Annotated in this window: 20 protein-coding genes and 4 pseudogenes; 10 read left to right on the plus strand and 14 right to left on the minus strand. The window is 64.9% G+C overall.

All coding sequences use genetic code 11. The features are described from left to right. The 4 genes and pseudogenes from narZ to narI all read left to right on the plus strand — a co-directional run bounded on the left by narZ (position 1) and on the right by narI (position 4,005). Positions 1–944: pseudogene (narZ, locus tag M3461_17915) on the plus strand (nitrate reductase subunit alpha). A gap of 166 nt (positions 945–1,110) precedes the next feature. Further along, the gene (gene narH / locus M3461_17920; protein ID MDQ3776089.1) at positions 1,111–2,709 is read left to right on the plus strand and encodes a nitrate reductase subunit beta; all 1,599 of its coding nucleotides are present in this window, start codon (positions 1,111–1,113) and stop codon (positions 2,707–2,709) included. Continuing rightward, complete coding sequence (gene narJ, locus M3461_17925; protein MDQ3776090.1) at positions 2,709–3,284, plus strand: nitrate reductase molybdenum cofactor assembly chaperone; 576 nt, start codon at positions 2,709–2,711, stop codon at positions 3,282–3,284. The genes narH and narJ overlap by 1 nt, the downstream gene beginning before the upstream one ends. Before the next feature lie 21 nt (positions 3,285–3,305). Then, positions 3,306–4,005 (plus strand): annotated as a pseudogene (gene narI, locus M3461_17930) (respiratory nitrate reductase subunit gamma). A gap of 992 nt (positions 4,006–4,997) precedes the next feature. Here the strand turns inward: narI and trmB are convergent. The 5 genes from trmB to M3461_17955 all read right to left on the minus strand — a co-directional run bounded on the left by trmB (position 4,998) and on the right by M3461_17955 (position 8,490). Next, positions 4,998–5,657: a tRNA (guanosine(46)-N7)-methyltransferase TrmB gene (gene trmB, locus M3461_17935; protein ID MDQ3776091.1), complete on the minus strand. Its 660-nt coding sequence runs from the start codon at positions 5,655–5,657 to the stop codon at positions 4,998–5,000. Positions 5,658–5,698: 41 nt separating this feature from the next. Continuing rightward, the gene (locus tag M3461_17940; GenBank protein ID MDQ3776092.1) at positions 5,699–6,481 is read right to left on the minus strand and encodes a thiazole synthase; all 783 of its coding nucleotides are present in this window, start codon (positions 6,479–6,481) and stop codon (positions 5,699–5,701) included. Between the two features lie 404 nt (positions 6,482–6,885). Next, on the minus strand, positions 6,886–7,083 hold the full coding sequence (gene thiS / locus M3461_17945) for a sulfur carrier protein ThiS (protein MDQ3776093.1): 198 nt from the start codon (positions 7,081–7,083) through the stop codon (positions 6,886–6,888). Positions 7,084–7,147: 64 nt separating this feature from the next. Beyond that, positions 7,148–8,071: an MBL fold metallo-hydrolase gene (locus M3461_17950; GenBank protein MDQ3776094.1), complete on the minus strand. Its 924-nt coding sequence runs from the start codon at positions 8,069–8,071 to the stop codon at positions 7,148–7,150. Next, positions 8,068–8,490: a response regulator gene (locus M3461_17955; protein ID MDQ3776095.1), complete on the minus strand. Its 423-nt coding sequence runs from the start codon at positions 8,488–8,490 to the stop codon at positions 8,068–8,070. Before M3461_17955 ends, M3461_17950 begins: the two co-directional genes overlap by 4 nt. Before the next feature lie 265 nt (positions 8,491–8,755). On the opposite strand from M3461_17955, the gene M3461_17960 reads away from it, so the two are divergent. Further along, positions 8,756–9,538 (plus strand): hypothetical protein, encoded by a 783-nt coding sequence (locus M3461_17960; protein ID MDQ3776096.1) that lies wholly within the window; start codon positions 8,756–8,758, stop codon positions 9,536–9,538. A gap of 45 nt (positions 9,539–9,583) precedes the next feature. On the opposite strand, the gene M3461_17965 is transcribed toward M3461_17960, so the two are convergent. The 6 genes from M3461_17965 to mutH all read right to left on the minus strand — a co-directional run bounded on the left by M3461_17965 (position 9,584) and on the right by mutH (position 16,142). Further along, positions 9,584–10,816, minus strand: a complete 1,233-nt coding sequence (locus tag M3461_17965; protein ID MDQ3776097.1) for a beta-ketoacyl-[acyl-carrier-protein] synthase family protein — start codon at positions 10,814–10,816, stop codon at positions 9,584–9,586. Beyond that, on the minus strand, positions 10,813–11,097 hold the full coding sequence (locus M3461_17970; protein ID MDQ3776098.1) for an acyl carrier protein: 285 nt from the start codon (positions 11,095–11,097) through the stop codon (positions 10,813–10,815). Before M3461_17970 ends, M3461_17965 begins: the two co-directional genes overlap by 4 nt. Positions 11,098–11,818: 721 nt before the next feature. Then, positions 11,819–13,696 carry an ABC transporter transmembrane domain-containing protein gene (locus tag M3461_17975; protein MDQ3776099.1) on the minus strand — a complete coding sequence of 626 codons (1,878 nt, stop codon included), beginning with the start codon at positions 13,694–13,696 and terminating at the stop codon, positions 11,819–11,821. Positions 13,697–13,759: 63 nt separating this feature from the next. Next, a complete protein-coding gene (locus M3461_17980) occupies positions 13,760–14,440 on the minus strand; it encodes a hypothetical protein (GenBank protein MDQ3776100.1) in 681 nt (226 codons plus the stop codon). Positions 14,441–14,469: 29 nt separating this feature from the next. Continuing rightward, positions 14,470–15,378: a heme o synthase gene (gene cyoE, locus M3461_17985; protein ID MDQ3776101.1), complete on the minus strand. Its 909-nt coding sequence runs from the start codon at positions 15,376–15,378 to the stop codon at positions 14,470–14,472. An 89-nt stretch (positions 15,379–15,467) separates the two neighbouring features. Then, positions 15,468–16,142, minus strand: a complete 675-nt coding sequence (gene mutH, locus M3461_17990) for a DNA mismatch repair endonuclease MutH (GenBank protein MDQ3776102.1) — start codon at positions 16,140–16,142, stop codon at positions 15,468–15,470. Positions 16,143–16,226: 84 nt separating this feature from the next. Between mutH and M3461_17995 the strand changes: the two genes are divergently transcribed. From M3461_17995 to M3461_18015, 5 genes and pseudogenes are all read left to right on the plus strand, one after another. Then, the gene (locus tag M3461_17995; GenBank protein MDQ3776103.1) at positions 16,227–16,643 is read left to right on the plus strand and encodes a M67 family metallopeptidase; all 417 of its coding nucleotides are present in this window, start codon (positions 16,227–16,229) and stop codon (positions 16,641–16,643) included. Between the two features lie 11 nt (positions 16,644–16,654). Continuing rightward, complete coding sequence (moeB, locus tag M3461_18000) at positions 16,655–18,103, plus strand: molybdopterin-synthase adenylyltransferase MoeB (GenBank protein ID MDQ3776104.1); 1,449 nt, start codon at positions 16,655–16,657, stop codon at positions 18,101–18,103. Beyond that, entirely contained in the window at positions 18,100–19,044 is a 945-nt protein-coding gene (locus tag M3461_18005; protein MDQ3776105.1) for a PLP-dependent cysteine synthase family protein, read from the plus strand. Before moeB ends, M3461_18005 begins: the two co-directional genes overlap by 4 nt. Positions 19,045–19,559: 515 nt before the next feature. Further along, positions 19,560–20,746: pseudogene (locus tag M3461_18010) on the plus strand (beta-lactamase family protein). Between the two features lie 118 nt (positions 20,747–20,864). Beyond that, positions 20,865–21,338, plus strand: a complete 474-nt coding sequence (locus M3461_18015; GenBank protein MDQ3776106.1) for a hypothetical protein — start codon at positions 20,865–20,867, stop codon at positions 21,336–21,338. A 635-nt stretch (positions 21,339–21,973) separates the two neighbouring features. On the opposite strand, the gene M3461_18020 is transcribed toward M3461_18015, so the two are convergent. From M3461_18020 to M3461_18030, 3 genes and pseudogenes are all read right to left on the minus strand, one after another. Then, positions 21,974–23,746 carry a monovalent cation:proton antiporter-2 (CPA2) family protein gene (locus tag M3461_18020; protein MDQ3776107.1) on the minus strand — a complete coding sequence of 591 codons (1,773 nt, stop codon included), beginning with the start codon at positions 23,744–23,746 and terminating at the stop codon, positions 21,974–21,976. A gap of 173 nt (positions 23,747–23,919) precedes the next feature. Beyond that, positions 23,920–24,174: a hypothetical protein gene (locus tag M3461_18025; GenBank protein ID MDQ3776108.1), complete on the minus strand. Its 255-nt coding sequence runs from the start codon at positions 24,172–24,174 to the stop codon at positions 23,920–23,922. 939 nt (positions 24,175–25,113) lie between these two features. Then, positions 25,114–25,322, minus strand: a pseudogene (locus M3461_18030) (phage integrase N-terminal SAM-like domain-containing protein). Between the last annotated feature and the right edge of the window lie 140 nt (positions 25,323–25,462).

Raw genomic sequence — 25,462 nt, forward strand, 5'->3', positions numbered from 1 at the left:
AAGAGTATGAGCGCCTCAAGGTCCAGAACGGCGCCATCGCCGAGCCGGGAATCACGCAAGGCATGCCATCCCTCCAGGACGACATCCACGTCTGCGATGCGATCCTGATGCTCGCGCCCGAGACCAACGGCGAGGTCGCGCACAAGGGCTGGGAAGCCCTGGGCAAGAAGACCGGTACGGACCATACGCATCTCTCGAAGGCGCGCCGCGAGGACAAGATGAGCTTCAAGGATCTGGTGGTGCAGCCGCGCAAGATCATCACCGCCCCGACCTGGAGCGGGGTGGAATCGGAGAAGGTCAGCTACAACGCGGGCTATACCAATATCCACGAGCGCATCCCATTCCGTACCCTAACCGGTCGGGCGCACTTCTACCAGGATCACGAGTGGATGCTGGATTTCGGCGAGGGCTTCTGCACCTTCCGCCCGGCGGCGGATCTGCGGGCCACCGAGGGCGTCGCCGAGCGGGTCCGTGCCAAGCCCCATCTCCTGCTCAACTGGATCACGCCCCACAGCAAGTGGGGGATCCACTCGACCTTCAACGACAACCTGCGCATGCTGACGCTCTTCCGCGGCGGCCCGGTGGTATGGGTCTCGGAGGCGGACGCGAAATCCATCGGACTTAAGGACAACGACTGGGTCGAGGCCTTGAACGTCAACGGCGCCACGGTGGCGCGCGTGGTGCTGAGCCAGCGGATCCCGCAAGGCATGGCGATGATGTACCACGCCCAGGAGAAGATCGTGAACGTGCCGGGTTCCAACACCACCGGCAAGCGCGGCGGGATCCTGAACAGCGTCACGCGGGTGGTGGTCAAGCCCACCCACATGATCGGGGGCTACGCGCAGTTGAGCTATGGCTTCAACTACTACGGCACCGTCGGCTCGCAGCGGGATGAATACGTCATCCTGCATAAAATCGAGGACGCCGCTATCGACTGGCTGGAGCGGCCGCTGACCCCCGAACGCGAGCGCCAGTTGAACCCGCCGGGGATCAGGGACATGGAGGCGGCGCCGCAACCTTTGCCGCTCGCGGCACGCGAGCGCGTCGAGGTGGGCAAAGCCATGACTGGGGTTATGGCCTCCGGCACTATAGCAGAGGAGATCGCTTAAAATGAAAGTCCGCGCCAATTTCGCGATGGTCATGAACCTGGACAAGTGCATCGGATGCCACACCTGTTCGGTGACCTGCAAGAACGTCTGGACCAACCGCAAGGGCATGGAATACGCCTGGTTCAACAACGTCGAATCCAAACCCGGCATTGGCTATCCCAAGAATTGGGAGGACCAGGCCAAGTGGAACGGCGGGTGGGCGGTGAAGGACGGCCAGCTCGAGCTTAAGGCCGGCGGCCGCCTCAAGCGGCTCATGAACCTGTTCATGAATCCCGATCTGCCGGAGATCGACGACTACTACGAGCCCTTCACCTACGACTACGCCCATCTGCAGACGAGCCCGCTCGCCGAGGCCGCGCCCACCGCCCGGCCACGCTCGCAGATCGACGGCCGCCCGATGGAGAAGATCGAGTGGGGGCCGAACTGGGAGGATGATCTGGCAGGCGAGTTCGAGAATCGCGCCCAGGACCGGAACTTCGAGGGCGTCGAGAAGGACATCTACGCCGAGTTCGAACAGTCCTTCCTGATGTACTTGCCGAGGATCTGCAACCACTGCCTCAACCCCTCCTGTGTGGCCGCTTGCCCCTCGGGCTCCATGTACAAACGCGAGGAAGACGGCATTGTGCTGGTAGATCAAAATAAGTGCCGAAGCTGGCGCATGTGCGTCTCGAGCTGCCCCTACAAGAAGGTGTTCTACAACTGGGAATCCGGCAAGGCCGAGAAGTGCACCGCTTGTTACCCGCGCTGGGAGTCGGGATTGCCGACCGTGTGCTCGGAGTCCTGTGTGGGCCGCGTCCGCTTCAACGGCATCATCCTCTACGATGCCGATCGCATCAGTGAGGCGGCCGCGGTCGAGAACGAGCAAGACCTGTACGAGGCGCAGATGAGGATCTTTCTCGATCCCAATGACCCCGCGGTGGCGGTGCAGGCTCGACTAGACGGGATCCCGGATTCGTGGATCGAGGCAGCACAGAAATCACCCATCTACAAGCTCGTGATCGAATGGCAGGTCGCCTTCCCGATCCATCCCGAGTTCCGCACCCTGCCGATGGTCTGGTACGTCCCGCCGCTCTCCCCGGTGCAGCAGGGCATCGATCAGTGCGCGATCCCCACCGATCCAGAGCACGTGATCCCCAAGGTCGAGATGCTGCGGATGCCGATCAAGTACCTCGCGAACCTGCTCACCGCCGGTGCCGAGGCCCCGATCGTGCGCGGATTGAAGCGCATGATCGCCATGCGCCAGTACTATCGATCGGTAGAGGTAGAAGGCAAACCGGACATCAGAATCCTCGAAGAAGTGGGCCTAACGGAGGCGCAGGTGAAGGAGATGTACCGCTACATGGCGCTCTCGAAGTACGAAGACCGTTACGTCATCCCGACCAGCCACGACGAGCTGCGCCACGAGGACTCCCATGCCTTCCAGGGGCAGATGGGCTATACCTTCGGCAACGACAGTTGCAGCGTCGCGGGGCACGACGGTTTCTCGCTCTTTCCGGAGAAGCGCAAGCAGAGCGTCGACGTCAAGGCCATGCAGTTCATCCCCAGGGCCAAGCCGGCCGCCCCGCGGACGGGCCTGACCGAAAAGACCGCGGCCGAGTGATGCGGATCTATAAGCTACTCTCCGTGCTTCTGGAGTATCCGAACGCGGAGCTTCCGGAACACCTGGCGGAGATCGAGAAGATGATCGGTGGCTTGGAACAATCCACGCCCGAGGACCAGCAGTCGCTGTTGAATTTTATCGCCTGGGCGCAGACTCTACCGCTCACCGAGCTTCAGGAGCACTACGTCAAGACCTTCGACCTCAAACCCGACAACGCGCTGTATCTGACCCATCATCTCTTCGAGGAGCAAGACCGGGCGCGCGGCCCGGCGCTCGTCAAGCTCAGCGAATACTTCCAGGCTCAGGGCTATACCATCGAAAAGGGTGAGCTCCCTGATTATCTGCCGCTGTTGCTCGAATACGTCTCGACCTTGCCAGATGAACAAAACGCACGGCAGTTCTTGCACCAAGCCGTCGAGGTAGCGGCGTTACTCGCGCGGAATCTGGAAAACATGGAAAGCCCTTATGCCCTGTTGCTACACATCGTCGAGCGGCAAGGCCGACTCGCGGAAGCGGTGGCTCATGAAGCCCCTCGCGGAAATCGAGATCAAGCGCGGGCGGCGGCCAATCAATAGCTATTGCGGTATTTTCAGCTCATGTATCTACACCAGTTCCTCTTCGGCGTTTACCCCTACATCGCGTTGAGCGTCTTTTTCTTGGGCAGCGTCATCCGTTTCGACCGCGAGCAATACACCTGGAAAGCCGATTCCAGCCAGTTGCTGGCGCGTGAGCAGTTACGCCTGGGCAGCAACCTCTTCCACATCGGTATCCTGGCGCTCTTTGCCGGCCACTTTCTGGGACTCCTGACCCCCCATTCGGTCTGGTTGGCGGTCGGCGTCTCTGACCTCGCGCACCAGTCCCTGGCCATCCGGCGCCGGGGCGCTGTTTGGCGTCCTCAGCATGCTCGGGGGGGTGATCCTGTGGCGGCGCCGCATGTTTAACCCGAGGGTGCGCGCCACGTCGCGCTTCATGGACATGTTCATCCTCGATTGGCTGCTGGTGACCCTCGGCCTGGGCCTTTCCACGATCCCCTGGTCGCTCCAGCACGCGCTCAACGGCAATGCCACGGCGATGGTGTTGCTGGCCGAATGGGCCCAGGGCATCGCCACCTTCCGACCCGATCCGGCGCTACTCTCCGAAGTAGACCTGATCTACAAGGTGCACCTGTTCTTCGGCATGACGGTCTTCCTGCTGTTCCCCTTCACCCGGCTGGTCCACGCCTGGAGCATTCCCTTGACCTATCTTTTCCGGCCCTATCAGATCGTCCGCACCAAGTTTGTCCGCTACCACCGCTGATTCCTATGGGCAGAAAAAGGCGGGGTAGAACCGCCCCGCCTTGTTCGTGGTTTTTCCGTCCTTATTCGGCCACCGTACCGCCCTTGGCCTTACACTCCTCCTTGGTCAGCGATATCCAACCTTTCCCGGCGCACTCGTTTTTCCTTTGCAGCCGCTCAGATCGGCTGCGGTATTACACTCCGCTTTGCCTTTGCATGCGTTAACGCCGCCGCATTTAACCTTTCCTTCGGCGGCGGGGTGGACGTCTTGCGCAAGTAAGGGACTGCTCACGAATAATACCGCAGACAGCGGTGGCCAGCAAAATGCCCTTGGTATTATTCATACTCTTGCCTCCTGATTTTGGATAGATAACCCGGCCAGCTATTGACGTCCTGCTCAATAGCGGGTCGTTCAACGCACGCGCAGTATCATACTGCACTCCCCCGGCGTTCTCCATGAACACCAGTGATTTGTAGTCGTTAACTTCGTAGCACGGCGGGTCGTCATTGGTGACAGTCAAAGGTCCTCTTTATGAAGGTAAGGAACATGACAAGAGGGACTAGAATAAATGCCAAAGGCGGATTCCTCAGGACGGTAGTAGTGCGCAATGTATTGGAGTTAGCCTAGAAGCTGTCATCACGGCGAATTCGGATTCGACTATCTTACCTTGGACGCCTTACAAAGTTGAATGCCCAGCGCCGGGGTCATCGGGCACGAGGTTCGCGCATCGTGCCCCCGGAGGAAGCCCGCTATGCCCAAGAGCAAGCGATCACGGCAAGCACCCCGCCCGGCCGCGCTCGTCGATGAACGCCAAGCCAGTCTTTTCCAACATGGTATGAGGCTGGACGTGGGGGTGTTTCCAACGAGGTATGAGCCTGGTCCCATCATGCCATGGTGATCGACATGAACGAGACGCGACTGTGCGCGCTGAGGCAGCTCAGGGCTTTCCTGGAGGGGCCGCCCGCTCGGCGGGCTGTCGTCCACTGGACGACAGGCTCAATCCGCCTCGCCCCTCAAGCCGGCGCGAACACCATGTCCCGCACGACGTGCCCGCGTCGGCGAGCCCGCTGCTCATAGCGGGTGAGCGGGCGCCAGCATGGTCTCGGGGCGAAGGCGGCGGTCCCGGCCAGGTTCACGAAACCCGCCTCGCCGGACATCACCGACAGGATATGCAGGGCATAATTCTCCCAGTCCGTGGCCACGAAGACGAGTCCATGGGGCCGGAGTTTCTCCCGCAGAAGCCTGGCAAACGGGGGTTGGATCAAGCGGCGTTTGTGATGGCGCGACTTGGGCCAGGGGTCGGGAAAGAAGAGGTAGACGCCGGAAAGGGCCCGGTCCGGGACGCGCTCGGCAAGTGCCTCGGCGGCGTCGTCCGCGAGCACGCGGACATTGACCAGCGCGGCGGCGGCGATGTCGCGCATAAGACGCCCGAGGCCCGGCCGGTACACCTCGACCCCGAGGTAGTCGTTCTCGGGGTGGCGCGCGGCCAGGGCCACCAGGGTCTCTCCGGCCCCGCAGCCGATCTCCAGATAGCGCTCGGCCTCGCGCCCGAACAGGGCGGCAAGGTCGAGGACGCCCTCACCACCCGGCACCTCGTAGCAAGAGGATAGGGTTTCGAGCGCCCGGCGCTGAGCCTCGGTGATGCGGCCCTCGCGGCGTACGAAGCTCCGCACGGGGCGCCGCCTGGAGCTCGCGTGGGCGCGCGCCTCGGCGGTCAAAAAAACAACCCGTCGATCGGCGAGGAAGCGCTGGCGTAGGCGCGCCGGGGGATGCGTCCGGCCCGATAGGCCTCGCGGCCGGCCGCCACCGCCTTGCACATGGCACTCGCCATCAGGACCGGGTCCTTCGCCCCCGCGATGGCGGTGTTCATCAACACCCCGTCGCACCCGAGCTCCATGGCGATGGCGGCATCGGAGGCGGTACCGACCCCGGCGTCGACCAGGATCGGGACCGTGGCGTTCTCGACGATGGTGCGGATGTTATACGGATTGCGGATCCCGAGCCCCGAGCCGATGGGGGCGGCGAGCGGCATCACGGCGACGCAGCCGATGCGCTCGAAACGCTTGGCCATGATCGGGTCGTCGTTGGTGTACACCATCACCTCGAAGCCCTCGCCCACCAGCACCTCGGCGGCCGCAAGGGTCGCGGGGATATCCGGAAACAACGTCTTCTCATCGCCCAGCACCTCCAACTTCACGAGCGCATGGCCTTCCAGCAACTCGCGGGCGAGGCGGCAGGTGCGGATCGCCGATGGGGCGTCATAACAGCCGGCCGTGTTGGGCAGGATGGTATAGCGGGTCGGCGGGAGCACATCGAGGAGATTGGGCTCGCCCGGATCCTGTCCGATGTTGGTGCGGCGGAGCGCTACGGTTACGATCTCCGCACAGCTTGCGTCGACGGCGCGCCGCGTCTCCTCGAGGTCGCGATACTTGCCGGTGCCGATGAGGAGCCGGGACCGATAGGGGACGCCGGCGATGACCAGCCGGTCTTCGATCACGGTGCTATTCCCTCCCCCCGGCAGGGGGAGGGCACAATCTTATTCCCTCCCCCTGGGAGGGGGAGGGCGAGGGTGGGGGTCGAGCGTCGCATAGTTCTGAGGGACTCAACCCCCATCCTGGCCTTCGTCCTTCCAATGATCCCGTCACTCCACCCTCTCGGTGTAGCCAGGGAGCGAGATTCCGCTCCCCTCCCCTGCGGAGCGGGGGAGGGTAGGGTGGGGGTAAAGCTGCGGTCAGGAAAGGGTTTGGTCAGCGCGTGTAGCGCTGACCCCCACCCCCACCCTCCCCCGTCCGCAAAAAGCACGGACAGGGGAGGGAGTTTCCCGGCGCTGCCGGAGGGAATGGGAGCTTGTCGAGGTACCCGAAACTTCAAATGTCTTTGACTAGGTTTTTTCACAAACTCTCATCCGCCGCCGATGGCGCGGACCACCTCCACCCGATCGCTCTCTTTCAGGGGATCGGCCGCATACCGGCCGCGCGGAACGATCTCGCCGTTGACCTCCACCGCGAACCGACCTCGAACGCCCAGGGCCGCGAGGAGGCCGGCCAAGGTCAGACCCTCGGGCAGCTCCCGTTCCCTGCCGTTCACTATGATCTGCACGGCGCGCAATCCGGCGTGATGTCCTGAAATATTGGATTAATAAAAATTTTGAGGACGACACGCATCACGTACCGCCCGACCCGAGATCCACCGTCAATCCCTCCTGGGCCAGGTGGCAGACGAGGGGCGAGCGCCGATCCGCGATGACGGCGAGCGCCTCGTCATGGATCCGGTGCAGGGCGCCATCGGTCGCCGAAGGGTCGTGGTGATAGAGATATAAGGCCTGGACCTCGGCATCGATCGCCAGGTTGACGGTATCCACGAAGCACGAGTGACCCCAGCCGCGTTTCCGGCGGTATTGATCCGGGGTGTACTGCGCATCGTGGATCAAGACGTCGGCGCCCTGCAGCAAGGCCAGCTCGCGGGCGCGCTCCTCGCTCTCGATGCGGCGTAGATGATCGCGCTCGGCATCCGGGAATTCATGGACGCGGTCCTCGATCGATCTCGACAGAAACCCGCATTCGTTGTCGGAGACATAGACGATGGTCTTCCCCGCTACCTCGATGCGATACCCGTAAGTCGCCCCCGGATGGTGGACATGATCATAATGGATCCGGAACGGGCCGTGGCGCAGGCCGCCATCGTTCGGATCGAGATAACGGGTCGCGGCCATCCAGTGCTCGGTCTGTACCGGAAAATAGGGGGCGCGCATCTGATCGGAGAGGCGCCGCCGGATCTGGTTCGCGTCCCTGCCGGGACCGAAGAAGCACAGGCGCCAGACCGGGTCGAAGGCCGGCTGGAAGAAGGGCAGGCCACAGATATGGTCCCAGTGGTAATGGGTGACGACAACCAACGCCTCGCGCGGCGTGCCGCCCCCTATCAAGTCCTCGCCGAGCGGGATGATCCCGGTCCCGGCATCGCAGATGAGCAGGTGGTCATCGGCGCGCAACTCGACACAGGAGGTGTTTCCGCCCACCCCCATGTGGCTCGCGGCGGGGACCGCGTGCGAGCCGCGCACACCCCGGAATCGCAGGTAGGCCCCGCTCATGCGCCCTGCGCGGCGCCCCTCGGTTCCGCCCTCGCGAGCTGGATCACCAGGTCCTGAATGGTGCGTGAGGCGACCGGCTTGGTGACATACTCGGCCCCGAGCTGCCTCGCGATGCCCTTGTCCTGGCGGTAGTCCTTGGAGCTCATCACCACCACCGGGGTGTCGCGGTGCAAGGGGTGGTTGCGCAAGTCCTCCAGGAACGTCAGCCCGTCCTTGCCGGGCATGATGATATCTAGAAAGATCAGGGCCGCACTGCCGCCGGAGAGGTATTCCAGGGAAGCCGAGGCGGACGGGTAGGACTTGACGTCGACTGCGAGCGGCCCCATGCAGAGCTCAAAGTAGCCTCTCACGGCCGCGCTATCGTCGATCACCACCACCGTGGGCAATCCGGATTCCACCCAAATCCCATGACTTGTCATCGGAGTGCCTGCCGTTACCAAGACGAACCGGCGCAGCGGCCCGCCCATCCTCGCCTCCGTCCTGATCGCCCCGCCAGCCTGCCGCCGGGCCGGTCTGACAATGCCGCCTTAGCGGAAAGACCGGCTTATGTTTACAATTCTCCCGGTGTGGTGTCTTGCCATTTGCGAGAACTATACACCATCGATCGACCACACGCGCGCACCGGACCACGACGCCGGTCACGCAAACTCCCGGGCGGGCGGGCCGGGGCGTGGGTTACGACAGATGATTACCGCCGTTCAGCGTTGGATCTGGGCCCGGGTGGTGGCCTGGCTGACCCGGGAAAAACCGGGCGGCGAGGGTCCTTTCATCGACTTCGAGCGCCTTAGCTACGAGCTCAGGCCCTGTGACGTCCTCCTGGTCGGAGGTCAGACCCGGCTGAGCGAGATCGTCAAGACCATCACCCTGAGCCCCTGGACGCACTCGGCGCTGTACATCGGGCGCTTGCACGACATCGACGGCCCCGCGCTGCGCGAGCACGTCGCCAGGTTCTACAAGGGCGACCCCAGTGCGCAGTTGCTGATCGAGGCCCTGGCGGGACGCGGCACGGTGGTGGCGCCGCTCAACCACTACCGCGACCACCACCTGCGGATCTGCCGTCCGTCCCTGATCTCCAGGCAGGATGCCCAGCAGGTGATCGCCAACGCCATCCAGCGCCTGGGCCATGACTACGATGTCCGCCAGTTGCTCGACCTCGCCCGCTTCATGTATCCCTATGGGCTCCTCCCGCGTCGCTGGCGCTCGACCTTGTTCGCGCACAAGCCTGGCGTCAATACCCGCTGCATCTGTGCGACGATGCTGGTCGAGGCCTTCCAGGGCGTGAACTACCCGGTGCTCCCCGGCTGGGCGGGACAGATCCGCCTCTATGCGCGCAACCCGCGCCTGTACACGCCGAAGGATTTCGACGACTCGCCGTACTTCGACATCATCAAGCACCCGTTCATCGGCGAAGGCGACGTCGCGGGTTACCGCAAGCTGCCATGGAACCAGGAGCCGCCGGCCCGGTGAACGGAGGCAGGTGAACGGGAACAATGGGGGGCGAAGGCCGGTGCCTCAATCCATCGCCCGCGCCACCAGGACGGCGTTGGTGCCGCCGAAGGCAAAGGAGTTGGAGAGCGCCAATCCGATATCCACACGCTCACGGCTGCGGTCCCTCACATAATCGAGATCGCATTCCGGATCCGGGACGCGCAGGTTGATGGTGGGCGGGATCGCGCCGCGACGCACGGCCATGAAGGTCGCCACCAGCTCCATGGCCCCGGCGGCGCCGAGCAGATGGCCGTGCATCGATTTGGTCGCGCTCACCGGGATACGGCGGGCGCGATCGCCGAAGACCTCTTTGATCGCCTGGGTCTCGACGAGGTCGTTCTGCAGGGTGCCGGTGCCGTGGGCGTTGATATAGTCGACGTCCGCCGGGGTGGCCACCCCATCCGCGAGCGCCAGACGCATGGCGCGCGCCTGGGCCGCGACCGAGGGCCGCGTGATGTGGCGGCAATCGGTGCACAGACCGTAACCCCCGATCTCGCCCCGGATCGGGGCGCCGCGCTTCCGGGCATGGTCCAGGGATTCGAGCAGGAGGACCGCCGCCCCTTCGCCGAGCACGAGCCCGGTGCGGTCCTTGGCGAAGGGTTTACACGAACGCGCCGGGTCATCGGGATCTTCGATGGCCAGGGTGCGCAGGGCATCCCAGGCCTTGAGCGTCCCTTGTGTCAAGGGCGCTTCGCTGCCCCCCGCGAACATCACCTCCGCCTCTCCGCGCCGTATCAACCGGTAGGCCTCACCCACCGCCACGGCCGACGAAGAGCAGGCGGTCGAGTAGGTGATGTTCGGACCCCCGAGCCCGTGCTCCAGCGCGATCCATGAGGCGGGGGCGTTGTTCATGGACATGAGCACCGTATAGGGCCGGACCCGATCCGAGCCCCTACCATAAAAGGTCGCGTAGCCCTCATCGGTGGTCTCGGCCCCGCCCATGCCGGTGCCGAGATACACCCCGATGCGGTCGCGGTCCTCGGCCGCGAGATCGAGTCCCGAATCGAATAGCGCCTGGCCGGCGGCGACGATCGCGAACTGGCTGGCGCGGTCCAGGATCCGCAGTCGCGGCTCGCTGAAATGCCGGGCTGCGTCCAACGCCGCCGGCGCCGCCACCGTCACGGAGAGCCGCTTCCGGAGCTCGTCCGGGAGACGCCGGACCCCGGAGACGCCGGCCAGGAGGTTTTCAAAGAACGCCGCGGGGCTGTTCCCGAGCGGGGAGATCACGCCCATCCCGGTCACCACGACCCGCCTCAAGGCACAGGCCCCCGATCGGGATCGACCGCCGTGGCGGAATCGACCGCCGCGGGATCGGCCAGCAGGCATTCGATGCAGTCCACGACATCCTGCACGGTCTTGAGCGCGTTCGCGTCGCGCGGAAAGGTCACCCCGAATTCGTCTTCGACCTGAAACATCAGATCGATGGTGCCCATGGAATCGAGGCCGAGCTGCTCCAGCGATGCAGCGGGATCGAGATCTTTGCGCTCCAGATCGAAGCGTTTGACCAAGAGGTCTTGTAGTCGTTGTAAGGTCGTCATCACGCTCTTCCCCCTCGCCAATATCATCCGCCCGCCCCATCCTCGATGCGGTCATCGCTCCGAGACCCGCGACCGATAGCTAACAGATTGGACCTGTTGGGCCGCCGTCGCGAACCGTATTGGAACGCGCGAGGAAGGCGGCAACCGTCAAACAGGAATGACGGGTACACGCGCAGCCCTAGTCCGTCCACCCGATCGCGGCGTCCTCCTGGCCCCGTATTTCTCACCAGCTTGCCCGCTTACCCCTTGATCCGGGCACATGCTGTGCTTTAATAATAAAAGGGTTACGGTGTCAACGGACGAAAACAGGTGAACAACCGGCCGTAACTCGCATCGATCCGCCCTTTGTATCAACAGGGCTGTCGTCACGGATCGATGCACGGGCACGGACCGCTATGGAGTTCCTTCAACCCTTGGAGAGAATCATGGCAAAGACAGCAGCCAGCGCGAAAAAGCCGGCCAAACCGGCGGCCAAGACCGCGAAACCCGCGGGCCGGGCCGCCCCTAAGACGGCCGCGAAGCGCAAAACCAAGTAAGCGGCCGCGGTCTCTCGCGGCAGCGCTCACAAGGCCGGGGATCGTCAGAGAACCGGCCTTGTTTCTGTTCGAGCGCCATCCGCGCGATGCCTCCCGACGCTTTCGCCGCCCAACGCGCGATTCGGCCCGTCGCTTTGCAGACCGGCACGGACCACCGGCCCTCTTCAAATAAGCGCCTACGCCGCTCATACCGATATCCCGCCCAAGTGTTTTCCTTTGGCCCCGCCGCGCTTTCCGCCGAACTGGAGGGCCGCTAGCCGCGCGTACAAGCCGCCCTGACGCACCAAGGTTGCGTGGGTACCGACCGCCACGATCTCCCCGCGATCCAGGACCACGATGCGATCGGCCCGGCGCACCGTCGCCAGGCGGTGCGCGATGACGATCGTCGTGCGGCCTTCCATGAGCCCGGCCAGGGCTGATTGCACGAGCCGTTCGCTCTCGGCATCGAGCGCGCTGGTGGCCTCGTCCAAGAGCAGGATGGGCGGGTTTCTCAGGATGGCGCGCGCGATCGCGATGCGCTGCCGCTGACCCACCGAGAGCCTCAGGCCGCGCTCGCCGAGGAAGGTGCGGTAGCCATCGGGTTGACGCGCGAGAAACTCGTCGGCCACAGCAAAACTTCCTGCCGCCATCACCTCCGGATCACCGGCCTCGAGCCGCCCGAGACGGATGTTTTCCATCGCATCCATCGCGAAGATCACGGGTTCCTGCGGCACCAGAGCCATGCGCTCGCGCAGCGCCTGCGGGTGCGCGTGCGCGATGTCGATGCCATCGAGGCGGATGCTGCCCGCCCCGAGGTTGTAGAACCGTAGGAGCAGGCGAAACACCGTGGTCTTTCCGGCACCCGAGGGCCCGACGAGCGCCACCGTCTCCCCCGGCTCCACGGTCAAATCGAAGCCCCTGAGCGCGGGTATTTCCGGCCGGGTCGCATAGGCGAAGCTCACATCGCTGAATTCGATCCGGCCCCGCGTGGGATGCACGAGCGACCGCGCAGGCACGGGTGCGCGCACCTCGGATCCAGCCCGCAACAACTCCATCAGCCGTTCCATGGCGCCGGCGGCGTGCTGCACATCGCCGAAGACCTCGCTCAATGCCGCCGTAGAGAGCGCCACGATACCCGCATATAGGACGAACTGCCCGAGCTCCCCACCGCTCATGTGCCCCGCAAGCACCGCCCTTGCACCCACCAAGAGCACGAACAGCATGGCCCCGGACACGGCGATGATCGCGAGCGCGGCAAGCCCGGCGCGATTGCGAAAGCGCGTCCGGGCCGCATCGAAGGCCTGCTCCACCCGCTCGGCCATGCGGCGGGCGAACCATCCCTCGAGCACCGCGGCCTGCACGGTCGCGATCCCGTTCAAGGTCTCCCCCGCGAGCGCGCCCGCCTCGGCGAGCCGGTCCTGACTCTCACGCGACAACCGCCGGGCACGGCGTCCCAGCACCATCAAGGGCGCGAGGGCGGCGGGCACGAGCAAGAGGACGAGACCCGCGAGCCGCGGGCTCGTAAGTCCCATCAAGACCAGCGCGCCGCAGAGCGTTACCGCGTTGCGCAAGGCGATGGACACGCTCGATCCGACCAGGGACTGGACCAAGGTCGCATCGGCCGTGAGCCTGGAGAGCACCTCCCCGATGGGAGTGACCTCGAAGAATCCCGGGCTCAAGGTGATGACTCTCGCGTAGACCGCATTGCGGAGATCGGCGACCACACGCTCGCCGAGCCACGACACGAGGTAGTGTCTCAGGGCGACGCACACGGCAATGAGCGCGGCGATCGCGAACAAGGCGAGAAACTGACGGTCGAGGGGGCGATCGAGGGCAGCGGCTTCGGGGCCCAGGAGCCCGGCGTCGATGATCCGCCTGAAGGCCATGGGCAGGATCAGCAAGGCGCCGGAAGCCACCAGCAGCACGACGGCGGCCAGCGCCATGATCGGGGCGTAGGGTAGCAGATACGGCAGCAGATCGCAGAGCGGCCTCAAGCGGCCCGGCCCGAGCGACCCCCCCGTTCCCGCCCTTGGCAAGGGGGGGTTGGGGGGGTCTACGCCTCCCGCCGTACCGTCTGTTTTCACGGCCGCCGGTTTATCGTGGTAGGCACGTCCCATGTACCGCGTCGTCGCGGTTCGATCGATCCGCTAATCGGTACGGCGGACCCGATATCCGATCGATAAGAGATACAGGAACAAGAACAACGCGAAGTAATACTCCTGCGGTTCGCTCCAGCGGATGGCGAACGGCAGGGGGCCGATCCCGAACCAATCCTCCAGACGATCAGGCATCCGCACCAGGATGGCGAGGAGCGCGCTCGGCAGGCAGATATAGGTCGGCCAGAACCAGGCCCGCCAGTCGCCCTTTTGCACGTCGCCACGCTGCAGGAGCACATGAATGATCCCGCCGTAGAGCACGAACAGCTCGAGCAGCAGTCGCGGTTTTTGATCGAACCAACTGCTGATGTTGTGTAGGTTGGTCTCGCCCTGGTCGTTGGCGGCCATGAGCGACTCGGGTGTGGACCAGCCGAAGAGGTGCTGGCCCCAACTCAGCTCTTCGCCGGCCAGATACACGCAGGCCAGGGTGACGAGCGCTACCCAGCCCTGGAGCCACCCCGTCGGGAGACGGGTCCGATGACGCAAGGCCGCGATCCCGGCGACGACCCCGAGCGCCGAGCACAGGGGCGTGGCCAACTCGACCACCCCCAACTCGTGATCGAACCAGCGGGTGTGGGCCGCTCCACTATAGGCCCGAACGCCCAATTCCAGGATCAAGAGGAGCGGCGGGAACCACAGCCACAGCCAGCGCGGCGGTTCCTCTTTGGACATCGGCGCCCGATAAGTGACCGCGGGGCTGCTCATCCGGGGTGGTACAGATACCAATAACGATCCGCGACCAGCAACAGGAACAGGAACGCCAGATAATAGATCGAATAACCGAAGGTCTTCATCGCCAGGCGGTCGTCGTGGTCGCGCTGCATGCGGATCGCGTGATACAGGAAACCGGCGTCGAGGACGAGCACACCCGCGAGGTACCAGAGGCCGCTCATATAGGTCGCGAATGGTAAGAGGCTCACCACCGTCAGCACTATCGTATAGAGCAGGATCTGCAAGCGCGTGTAGTCGAGGCCGTGGGTGATGGGCAGCATCGGGATCTCGGCCTCTGCGTAGTCCCCGCGGCGGTAGATGGCGAGCGACCAGAAATGCGGCGGGGTCCAGGCGAAGATGATGAGAAACAGCAACAGCGCGTGCGGGTCCACGCTCCCCGTCACGGCGGTCCAACCGAGCACCGGCGGGGCCGCCCCGGCGGCACCGCCGATCACGATGTTCTGGGGCGTGGCGCGCTTCAAGAACATCGTATAGATCACCGCATAGCCGATGAGCGAGAGGAGGGTCAATACCGCGGTCAAGACGTTGACATAGAACCCGAGGAGGCCCATCGCCGCCACCCCCAGCACCGCGGCAAACCAGAGCGCCCTGGACTTATCGAGGGTCCCCTGTGGCAGGGGCCGCCAGCGGGTGCGGGACATGAGCGCATCGATGCGGTGATCGGCGACCTGGTTGATCACCGCCGCCGAGGCCGCCGCGAGCGCGATGCCGAGGGTGCCGCACAGAAGCGCCTGGAGCGGCACCTCGCCCGGGCTCGCGACCAGCATCCCGGCCACCGCGGTCAGCACGATGAGCGCCACCACCCGGGGCTTGCAGAGCGCGTAATAATCGCGCCAGGCGACCGATGAACGAGGCTCGACGGCCTGATGCTGCGACATGGGTGGCGTGCCCTGGAGATGACGTTGCTTGGCGATGACGTTGCCTAGGGTTGGCGGCGAAGGATAGCACGGATGGACGGTGCGGCCGGTCAGGGCAAAAGGAAATGGCGGCGCAGTAGCCCGGCCGTGAACGTCGCGCGCAGATAGAACCCGCGCGGCAGGGTCTCGATGGCACGGCCATCGGTGCCGACACAAGCCGTACGCGCCCGCGCGTTGGCGGCCTTGGGTCGGATCTGGAGGTAGGTGCCGTAATGCGCGGAGATGCGCTCGACCTCGCCGAGACACACCATCTCCATCAATTCCTCGAAGTCGCGGCGCAGCACCGCCTCCTCTTCCGGTATCGGGCTCCACAGGAGCGGCGAGCCGATGCGGCGCAGGGGCACCGGGATGTCGCGCGCGCCCTCGACCGGGATGAACAGCACCCGGCAGAGCTTGCGGCGCAAGAGCGATCCCTCCCAAAGCAATCCCGCGTGGCCTATGAGGGGTACGATCGAGACATAGGTCGATTCCCGCGGCAGTCCGTCATGGCCGACCGGGATGCTTTTGAGCTCGATCCCGAGATGCGGGAAATCCGGCTCCGGCTGCGAGCCCGAGGTGGCGCCGAGCGCGCGCTCCAGCGCCTCGCCCACCCAACCTTTGGCGCGCCTGAGATCGAGGGGGGCGCGCTCGCCCAGATGGGCGGCCAGATCCGAAAGTGTCCAGCCCGCGAGCCGCCGGGCGCGTAGGCGCAGTTCCTCCTCGCTCTCGGGGGGCGGGGGCTGCATCGGGCTCCTGGTCGCCACTTCGCCGCAGTATAATACGCGAGTAATCTTCGTATACTATTCCCATCGTGACGATCGCATCGAACGATGGCGACGCTGCAGCTCCCCGAGGCGGTCCGTGCCCATCTCCGCTCCGTGGTGCGGGCAGGCTATCCCAACGAGACCTGTGGTCTTTTGCTCGGGCAGGCGGGCCCGGATGGGGTACGGGTCCATGAGGCCGTGGCGGCCGTGAACCTCAACCGCGAACGGCCCGGGGACCGCTACGACCTCGACCCCCGGGGCCACCTGCGCGCGGAAGAACGGGCGCGGGCGCTCGGGCTCACGGTGGTAGGCGTCTGGCATTCCCACCCCGACCATCCCGCCCGACCTTCGGAGACCGACCGCAACGGGGCGTGGGAGGGCTGGTCGTATTTGATCCTGTCGGTCACCGCGGAGGGCGTGCCGGAGCTGCGTTCCTGGCGCTTGCACGGCGAGCGATTCGAAGAGGAGGACCTGGAACCATGACACGGGGAACCATGACACAGGTGACGGTGCGCATCCCGATGCCGCTCCGGACCTTCACCGGCGGCGCCGCCGAGGTGGTCGGCAGCGGGGCCACGGTGCGGGAGGTATTGGCGGCGCTCGGACAGGACCACAGTGGGCTCCTGCCCCGGATCCTGACCCCCGAGGGGCAGATCCGAAGCTTCGTGAACATCTACCTCGGCGAGGACAACGTGCGGGTATTGCAAGGCCTCGACACGGCCGTACCCGAGGGCGTGGTCTTGTCCATCATCCCGGCCGTCGCGGGCGGAGCCGGGGCGCGCGAACGCCGCCTCCTCGATCTGCGCGCCTGCATCCCCGAGGTGAGCCCTGGCGACGCCCACGCCATGCGACAGCAAGGGGCGGCGCTGGTGGATGTCCGCGAAAAGGACGAGATCGCCCAAGGCAGCCCGGCCGGGGCGCACCGCCTGGGCCGGGGTTTTCTGGAATTGCGCGTCGAGGAGGCGATCCCGGACCTCGAGCAGCCGGTGCTGGTGATGTGCGGGGGCGGGACGCGCTCGCTGTTCGCCGCCGAGGACCTCTTGCGCCTCGGCTATCGGGATGTGCGCTCCGTCATCGGGGGGTTCACGCGCTGGAAGAACGAGGGGCTGCCCTTCGAGCTCCCGCGGGTCCTGGACGAGCAGAGCCGCGAGCGCTACTCCCGGCACCTGCTCATGCCCGAGGTGGGCGAGGCCGGGCAGCACCGGCTCATGACCTCGAAAGTGATGCTGATCGGGGCCGGCGGTCTGGGCTCGCCGGCCGCGCTCTATCTGGCCGCCGCCGGGATCGGCACGCTCGGGATCGTGGACCACGATGTGGTCGACCGCAGCAACCTCCAGCGCCAGGTACTGCATACCGACGCCCGCGTCGGGACTCCCAAGGTGGACTCCGCGCGCATGGCCCTCCTCGCGCTCAATCCCGCGCTCCACATCGACGGGCATGCGCTGCGCCTCGACAGCAGCAACGTCGAGGAACTCCTGCGGGGTTATGAGGTGGTCGTGGACGGCTCGGACAACTTCGCGACCCGTTATCTCGTCAACGACGCCTGCGTCAAGCTCGGGATCCCGAACGTCCATGGCGCCGTGTTCCGCTTCGAGGGCCAGGTATCGGTGTTCTGGCCCGGCTACTCCAAAGCCGCCGGACCCTGTTATCGCTGCCTCTATCCCGAGCCCCCGCCACCCGAGCTCGCGCCGTCCTGCGCCGAGGCCGGGGTATTGGGCGTCTTGCCGGGGGTGATCGGGCTCCTGCAGGCGGTCGAGACGGTGAAGCTCGTCCTCGGGATCGGCGAGCCTCTCATCGGCCGCATGCTCTATTACGATGCCCTGGCCGCGCGTTTCTCCGAGCTTCGGCTGGCACGCGACCCCGAGTGCCGCTATTGCGGCGCCGGCGCGCACTCCCCGGGTTACGTCGACTACGAGGTCTTCTGCGACGTCGCGAGCGGATGATGGAAACCCTCGCCGCCGGGACCGAAGTGCGTGGGCTCCCGGCCGCCGTCGGCCATACGCCGCTCGTGGCCCTGGACCTCGGGGCGCCGAGCGGCATCCGCATCTACGCCAAGCTCGAGTCGGTCAACCCCGGCGGGTCGATCAAGGACCGGCCGGTCTTGCGCATGTTGACCGAGGCGGTGCGCGCCGGGCGTTTTACCGGCGAGCACCGCCTCCTCGACTCCTCGTCGGGCAATGCGGGGATCTCCTACGCGATGCTCGGCGCCGCGCTCGGCGTCCCGGTCACCATCGTCGTGCCCGGCAACGCCAGCCGCGAGCGCCTGGATCGGATCGTCGCCCACGGCGCCGAGCTCAACATGACCGATCCCTTGAAGGGCTACGATTTCGCGCTCGATGAGGCCAAAAGGCTCGCGGCCGAATATCCGGAGCGCTATTGGTATTGCGATCAGTACAGCAACCCCGACAACTGGCGTGCCCATTACGCGGGCACGGGCGCCGAGATCCTGACGGAGATCCAATCGGAGACGGGCGACGTCCCCGATGCTTTCGTCGCCGGTGTCGGCACCGGCGGTACCCTGACCGGCGCCGGCCGTCGCCTCAGAGAAGCCAATCCGAACCTCCACATCCTCGCCGTGATCCCCGAGCGTTTCCCCGGCATCGAAGGCTTGAAACCGCTTGGCCAGCCCGGCGACATCGTCCCGGCCATTCTGGATGAAGGTCTCATCGACGAACGCGCGGAGATAACGAGCGAGGAGGCCGCGGCGATGTGCGCGCGCTTGACCCATCTCGGCCTCTTCGTCGGGCCCTCTTCCGGCGCCTTCGCCGCGGGCGCGCTCCGCCTCGCCGCCACCGGCCTTTACCGCACCATCGTCACCGTCCTCTCCGACACCGGCGAGCGCTATGGCTCGACCGGCATGTGGCGGCGGGAGGCGATGCCATGACGAAAGGTCCGCACGGTCTCCCGGCCCAGCCGCACGTCCACCCCGGACCTCCCATCGGGCGTCTCGTAGGCGACGACCCCGCACCTAGCTAGCTAGCGGAGATTCAGCGCATCTCACACCCCAAACGCCGCGGCTCGCAAGCGATCACGGGCCGGTCGGCAGAGCACCACCACAACACTCGCTCGCGTGAGTATCCTTGCTATAGGGGCGCCTCTTTGCAATGCCGGCAAAAGCAAGAAAGTTACGACGGAGTAAGTGTTATCTCACTCTGTTCCTGCGGGGGATCTGCGTTAGCCGCGGCATGCGCGCTGCTAATCGTCATCCTGCCAATGCCCGTAGTGGCTCAGTCGACGACGCAAACCCCGATCATTGACCGCGAGCGGTTCTTCGGCGATCCGGAGATCGCCGGCGCTCAGATTTCGCCCTCGGAGCCACCCCCTCCCACCGAGAGTATAGATAATACTATGAATAATCTCACCACACGCCTGAAAGCCTTCGATACCCGCCTCGAGGAAATGCGCGAGAAGCTGCGCATTCCCGGGCTCGCGCTCGTCATTGTCAAGGATGCCAGCATCGTCTATCTCAAGGGCAAAGGCTATCGCAACCTGGAGGAGCGGCTGCCCGCCACCGAGGACACACTGTTCGCCATCGGTTCGACCAGCAATCCTGGTCCTGATGGCGATCGAAGAGGGCAAGCTCGCCCTGGAAGACTCGCCTAAGAAGTGCCTACCCTACTTCTCGCTCAAAGATCCCGAGGCCGACCAGAAGATCATGCTGCGCCATCTGCTCACCCACCTCGGGACTCGCCCGCACCGATCTCGGTTGGTTCACAGGGAAGCTCAGCAAGGAAGAGGTGATCCGGCTGGCCGGACGCGCCGAGCCCATCGCCAAGCTGGGTAAGGAGTTCCATTACAATAACGTCATGTACCTCGCCGCCGGCGAGTGTGTGGCGGCGGTGATGGGCAAGCCGTATCCGGATCTCCTCCAGGAACGGATCTTCGATCCGCTCGGTATGAAGGACGCCAATACGAGCGTCGCGAAGACCCTGACGCTACCCGCGCGCGCCGTCGGCTATCACGAGTTCGGCGAGCAGCGCGCGCGCCGTCCGGTGCCGATGCGTCCGCTCGACCATGTCGCGCCGGCGGGCGCCATCAACGCCTCGGCGCGGGACATGGGGCAGTGGCTGAGGCTACTCCTTGGCCGCGGGGCCGTGGACGGCCAGCGCCTGATCTCAGAACAGAACTTCGCTCGCCTCTGGCAGCCCTACATCGAGGTCGGACCCTTCGCCTATGGCCTCGGCTGGGGCCTGGACAAGTGGAACGGCAAATCCCAGGTCGCGCACGACGGCGGCATCGACGGGTTCGTGACCCGCGTGGCCCTGCTGCCCGAGGAGAACATCGCCTTTGGGCTGTTCACGAATATCGATAATGGCGAAATCCACGGCTGGGTCACCAACGAGGTGTTCTCGTTGTTTACCTCGGCGGGCGGCGCGCCCCAGGGCAGCAGCGCCGAAGCGGAGGCGGCAACCTATGGCGTGCTTGGCGGGCTGAAGGCCGAGGTCGCCTGGACGGGACGGAGCCTGGTGCTGCGGTGGCCAGATCGCCCCGAATACCCGCTGGGGCGCTTCGAGGGGGCGGCGCTACCGCCTGGGGGCACCGACGCGCGCCGGCCTGTTCGCCACGGTTCGCCCCAAGGAGGATGACCCAGCCCGCACCGAGCTTTTCCTGGAACAGCCTTGGGGCGATGTCGCCCTCGATCGCCTCACGCAAGCGGAGGTCGAGGCGGCGCAGAAGCAGTCGCCACCCACCGAGCTGCTTGCTTTGGTAGGCGCCTACAGGCCGAAGGACAAGTTGACCGAGGTGCGGCTCGAAGCCGTCGAGGGTCGGGTATCGCTCGTGATCCCAGGCCAGCCACCGTATCCGCTCCTTCGCCGGCAAGAGGATGAATTCGGGCTCGGGGGCCTTCCCGCGACCTTTGCCCTGACGCTGCGGCGCGACGAGCACGGTGCGGTGACCGGCTTCGCAGTCAAGGAGCCGGGAGTAACGCTTGACCACCAGCGCGTTGGGCCGACGGGCGTGCCGGATATCCCTATCGATGTGCTGGAGCGGCGGGTGGCGCAGGCGCACGGGGCGGAGCGGCTCGCACGCCTCAAGACGCTGGTGCTAGCGGGCACCGTGGACTTCGTGCACGAGGGCGTCATGGGAACGCTGACTATCTACCGGGAGGTCCCGGCGCAGTACGCCGAGGTGCCGTGTTCCAAGCCTTCGACCGCGACATCGGCCGCGCGCGGGTAGTGTTCGATGGCGAGCGTGCGGCGGACTCTGTGGACTTCGCGTCCATCGGGGATCCCTACCCCGCCCAGGCCGATGACATCCGCGTGAGGGCGTGGTTTAACCCCCATGAGGATTGGAAAACCCGGTTCCCATCCGTGCGTGTGGTGGGTCACTCGCAAGTGGGTCGGGAGGGCGTCATCGTCGTCGAGCTTGAGCGAGCCAGCGGCGTCAAGCTTACCGAGTATTACTCCAAGAAGACCTATCTCCTCCGAAAGCGGGAGCGTCTGGTCCCGGGGCTGCCGGGGCGAGAGAGGCCGACCGCCACGACCACCGAGGTCTACGACGACTACCGCCAGGTGGCGGGCGTGATGATCCCCCATCGGTTCGAGGCCGAGACATGGAACGGCAAGGTCGTCACGGTCATCCGCGAGGCTCAGCCCAACGCGCCGATCCCGCCGGGCACCTTCGCCCTGCCCAACTCCAAGAATTCGGTGGTTGTCCATGTACATACACACTCCGGTATTGGCGACGGAACTTTCGTTAATACACGGACCGAAAACCTCACGGCCCGGCTAGCTAGCCGCTCATGGCGCGGCGCCCAAGCCGGAGTTGCCGCGGTGGCTGCTTGCTCGCCATCCAGTGGTGGTGGCCCGGGCCTATTCGATGGGCTCGGCGGCATCGGACTCGAACAGGCTGCGCAGCTCGTCCGCCGCTTGCTTCGCGCTCTGGATGAGGGCGGTCTCATCGTGGTAGATCGCGTGCTGGCGCTTCAACAGGGCCTCGTCGTAATCGCGGAACATCCTCACCGTTCGTTCTCCCTCCGCTCGCGCTACCCCTAATCCGCAAAGTACCTCGCGCGCCATTTCCAGGCTGGAGAGATAGGTATCGCGATACAGCACCTCGACGTCGAGATCCATGAGCTTGTGGCAGTGAAAGCGGTTGCGCGCCCGCGCGTAGATGGGAACATGCGGGAAGTGTTTGCGCAGCATGCTCGCGATCTTGACGGAGGTCTCGATGTCGTCGATGGCGAGCACGAAGAGCTTCGTGTTCTCGACCTTGGCCGCGCGCAGAAGCTGCAGGCGGGAGGCATCGCCGTAGTAGATCTTGCTGCCGAACTTGCGCACGAAGTCGACCTGGGGCTGACTGATCTCGAGCGCGGTGAACGCGATGCCACGCATGCGCAGGATACGCGCGATGATCTGGCCAAAGCGCCCGAAGCCGGCGATGATCACCGGGTTGGCGGGCTCGTCGATGCGGTCGTACTCGGGCTCCTCGTGTCGCGCGGCCCAAGGCTTGAGCAGCTTGTCGTTCATTAGAAAGAGCACCGGGGCGAACATCATCGACAGCGTGATGGCCATCACCAGCGTTTCGGCCGTCTCGGTGGCGACGATGCCGTAGTCGCGCGCAAGGCCGAACAGCACGAAGGCGAACTCCCCGCCCGCTGCGAGCGCGATGCCGAGGTTGCGGGCGGTATCGCCGCCGCAGCCGGCCAGCCTCCCGATGACATAGAGCACGGCGAACTTGATGAGAATGAGCGCGGTGGCCAGGCCGATGAGCAGCAGCCCCTGTTCCCCGACGAGGCCGAGATTCACCGACATCCCGACGGCGATGAAGAAAAGGCCGAGCAGCAGGCCCTTGAACGGCTCCAGTTCGGCCTCGATCTCATGGCGGAACTCCGAGTCGGCGAGCAAGACGCCCGCGAGAAAGGCGCCCAGTGACATCGAGAGTCCGAGCGCGTGCATGAGCAGCGCCGCCCCGATGACCGCCAGCAGTGCAGCCGCGGTGAAGATCTCGCGGGTGCCGAAGCGTGCCACGGCGCGGAACACCACGCGCAGCAGTTGGTGGCCAACCACCACCATCGCGACGATCACCGCGAGCGCACGCATGATCCCCACCCAGTCCACGCCCTTCTCCGACAGTTCCGGGCCGACTGCCAAGAGCGGCACGATGGCGAGCGCCGGGATCACCGCCAAGTCCTGGAACAGCAGGACGGCAAACGCCTCACGCCCGTGCCTCGTGGTCAGCTCGCCACGCTCCGCCAGCGTCTGTAGCACGAACGCCGTGGAGGACAGGCCTGCTCCCACCCCAATCACCACCGCTGCCAACCAGGGCTGCCCCATGGCCGCGGCGAGCAGCGCGATCGGCAGGGCGCTTAGCAGCAGTTGTGCGCTGCCCAGCCCGAACACGGTGCGGCGCAGGACCCAGAGTCGCGAGGGTTGCAGCTCCAGGCCGATGATGAAGAGCAGCAGCACCACGCCGAGCTCGGAGAAGTGCAGCGTGTTCTCGACCTCGCGCACGAGCCCAAGACCCCACGGCCCGATGAGCATGCCGGCGATGAGATAGCCGAGGACGGTGCCAAGGCCAAGCCTCTTAAAGAGCGGCACGAGGATCACCGCTGCGGCGAGGAAGATCGCGATTTGTTCGAGCATAGGGGGGATGGTCTATGGGGCCGGATGGATACGCGAGGCTGGATATCAGCTTCGGATGACTCTGGCAACAACTCGCGCCGCAGGCGCGAAAGCGAGCGCCTCGCTACTCACGGCGCCGGCATCTGACTGCCTCGATCTCCCCCGACGCGATGTGCCGACTGTTGCGCGGGTGCCTACTTCAACACCTCCCGCTTCATCTCCTCAAGCGATAACCTCTTGCCAACCCTGAATTCCTCCCTGGCTGCCTCGATATTGGCCCTAAACTCCGGATTCGTACTCAAGGCCAAAGCCTCGCGATCCACGTGTTTCAGCGGTACTAACGCGGCTACGGGTTTCTTCTTGGAAGTCAGAACGAGGATATCCTCATCCAATGCCTCCGCATAATCCGATAAAGGTTTGGATGCGTCGGATAGCTCTATCGTTTTCATAACCTGATCTCCTGGCCACCGATATAGAGCTTGTCGCCTCTCTTCCGTCCTACCGCCAGAATCCTCACCATATCGGGTTCTTCAGCAGCCACGTCATAGAACACTCGGAAATAGCTGGCGCGCAATTCCCACGGCGCAATCGGGTTGGGCCGCAGGCCTTGCAGTGTTTGGTCTCGACCAACGGCTGGTGAGACAACTGCTCTTCGATCGCATCCAAGACCCTGGTCCGCTCGCGCGGTAAGTGTCAGTAACTGCTCCCGAACTGACCGCGCAAACGCAATCGCGTACGCCATTTAACATTATATCACCCGCCGTCAGCGCTGAGCCACCGTGCGGCAGAAAGCGCACAGGACGGAAATGCTGTGCACCATCCCGACTCTCTCTACCCTCGATCACTTCCCTGGGAACATCACTTTCCAACCGCAGCCGACCTCACAGCCTCGCCTCGCGCCACTGCCCTTTCATCGGCGAGATCATGACGTAGAAGCGCTCATTGCCCAAGGGCTGGCTGGCTACGGTATCAGGGATCGTAGGGCGCAATAGAGCCGAACCCGATCGTCAAAGCGCTTGGGGCAAATGGCAAGACCTGACCATAACCGCATGCACGCAGCGCACCTTACGCTCACTAGCAACCCCCACCCCCAGACACCCCTCCCGCCCCTCCCGATCGATCACTCTTGCCCCGGCGACGAAACCGGGTTGTCAACCGCGACGCACGTTATACTTAGTTAGCGTCGGGGAGATTCATGCACGACTACGAGCTGACCATTACGACCGAGCGCGGCCAGTAACCCACCGAACGCACGCAAGAGGGACCCCCGGCGCCGATCTCATTGCACGGCCTTCCGAGCCGCTAACCCGCCCTGTCAGGCTACGGGCCTCCACGATCCGCATCCCGGTCCCCTAGAGGAGCCGGATCATCAATCCCACCGTGCCGCTCGTCGAGGCCGACACCCCCTTCGCGACCGCCAGGTGGGTCAGGAAGCCCTCGACCTCCACTGCCCCCATGTCGCGGGGTGTCTCTTGTTGTGATGCAATACGAAGCGGCGGATCCAGTCCACGTACGCATGCTCGGTCCTGATGCTATAGTGTTTGCGCCGGATCCGGTCCCGGACCTGGTCCAGCAGACGGGGTTGTCCGTCACCCATACCCACCTCCGAAGGTGTGATTGCCTCCCGGCGTTAGGGGGTACTATAATTTGGCAAGTGCTTGATCTGTGCGACAGGGCGCTGGTCTAGTGACCTACTATTCAGCCCTGTGACGCAGAAGAAAAGCACCTTTTAGGTGG

This window comes from Pseudomonadota bacterium, from assembly GCA_030860485.1.
Taxonomy (GTDB): Bacteria; Pseudomonadota; Gammaproteobacteria; order JACCXJ01; family JACCXJ01; genus JACCXJ01.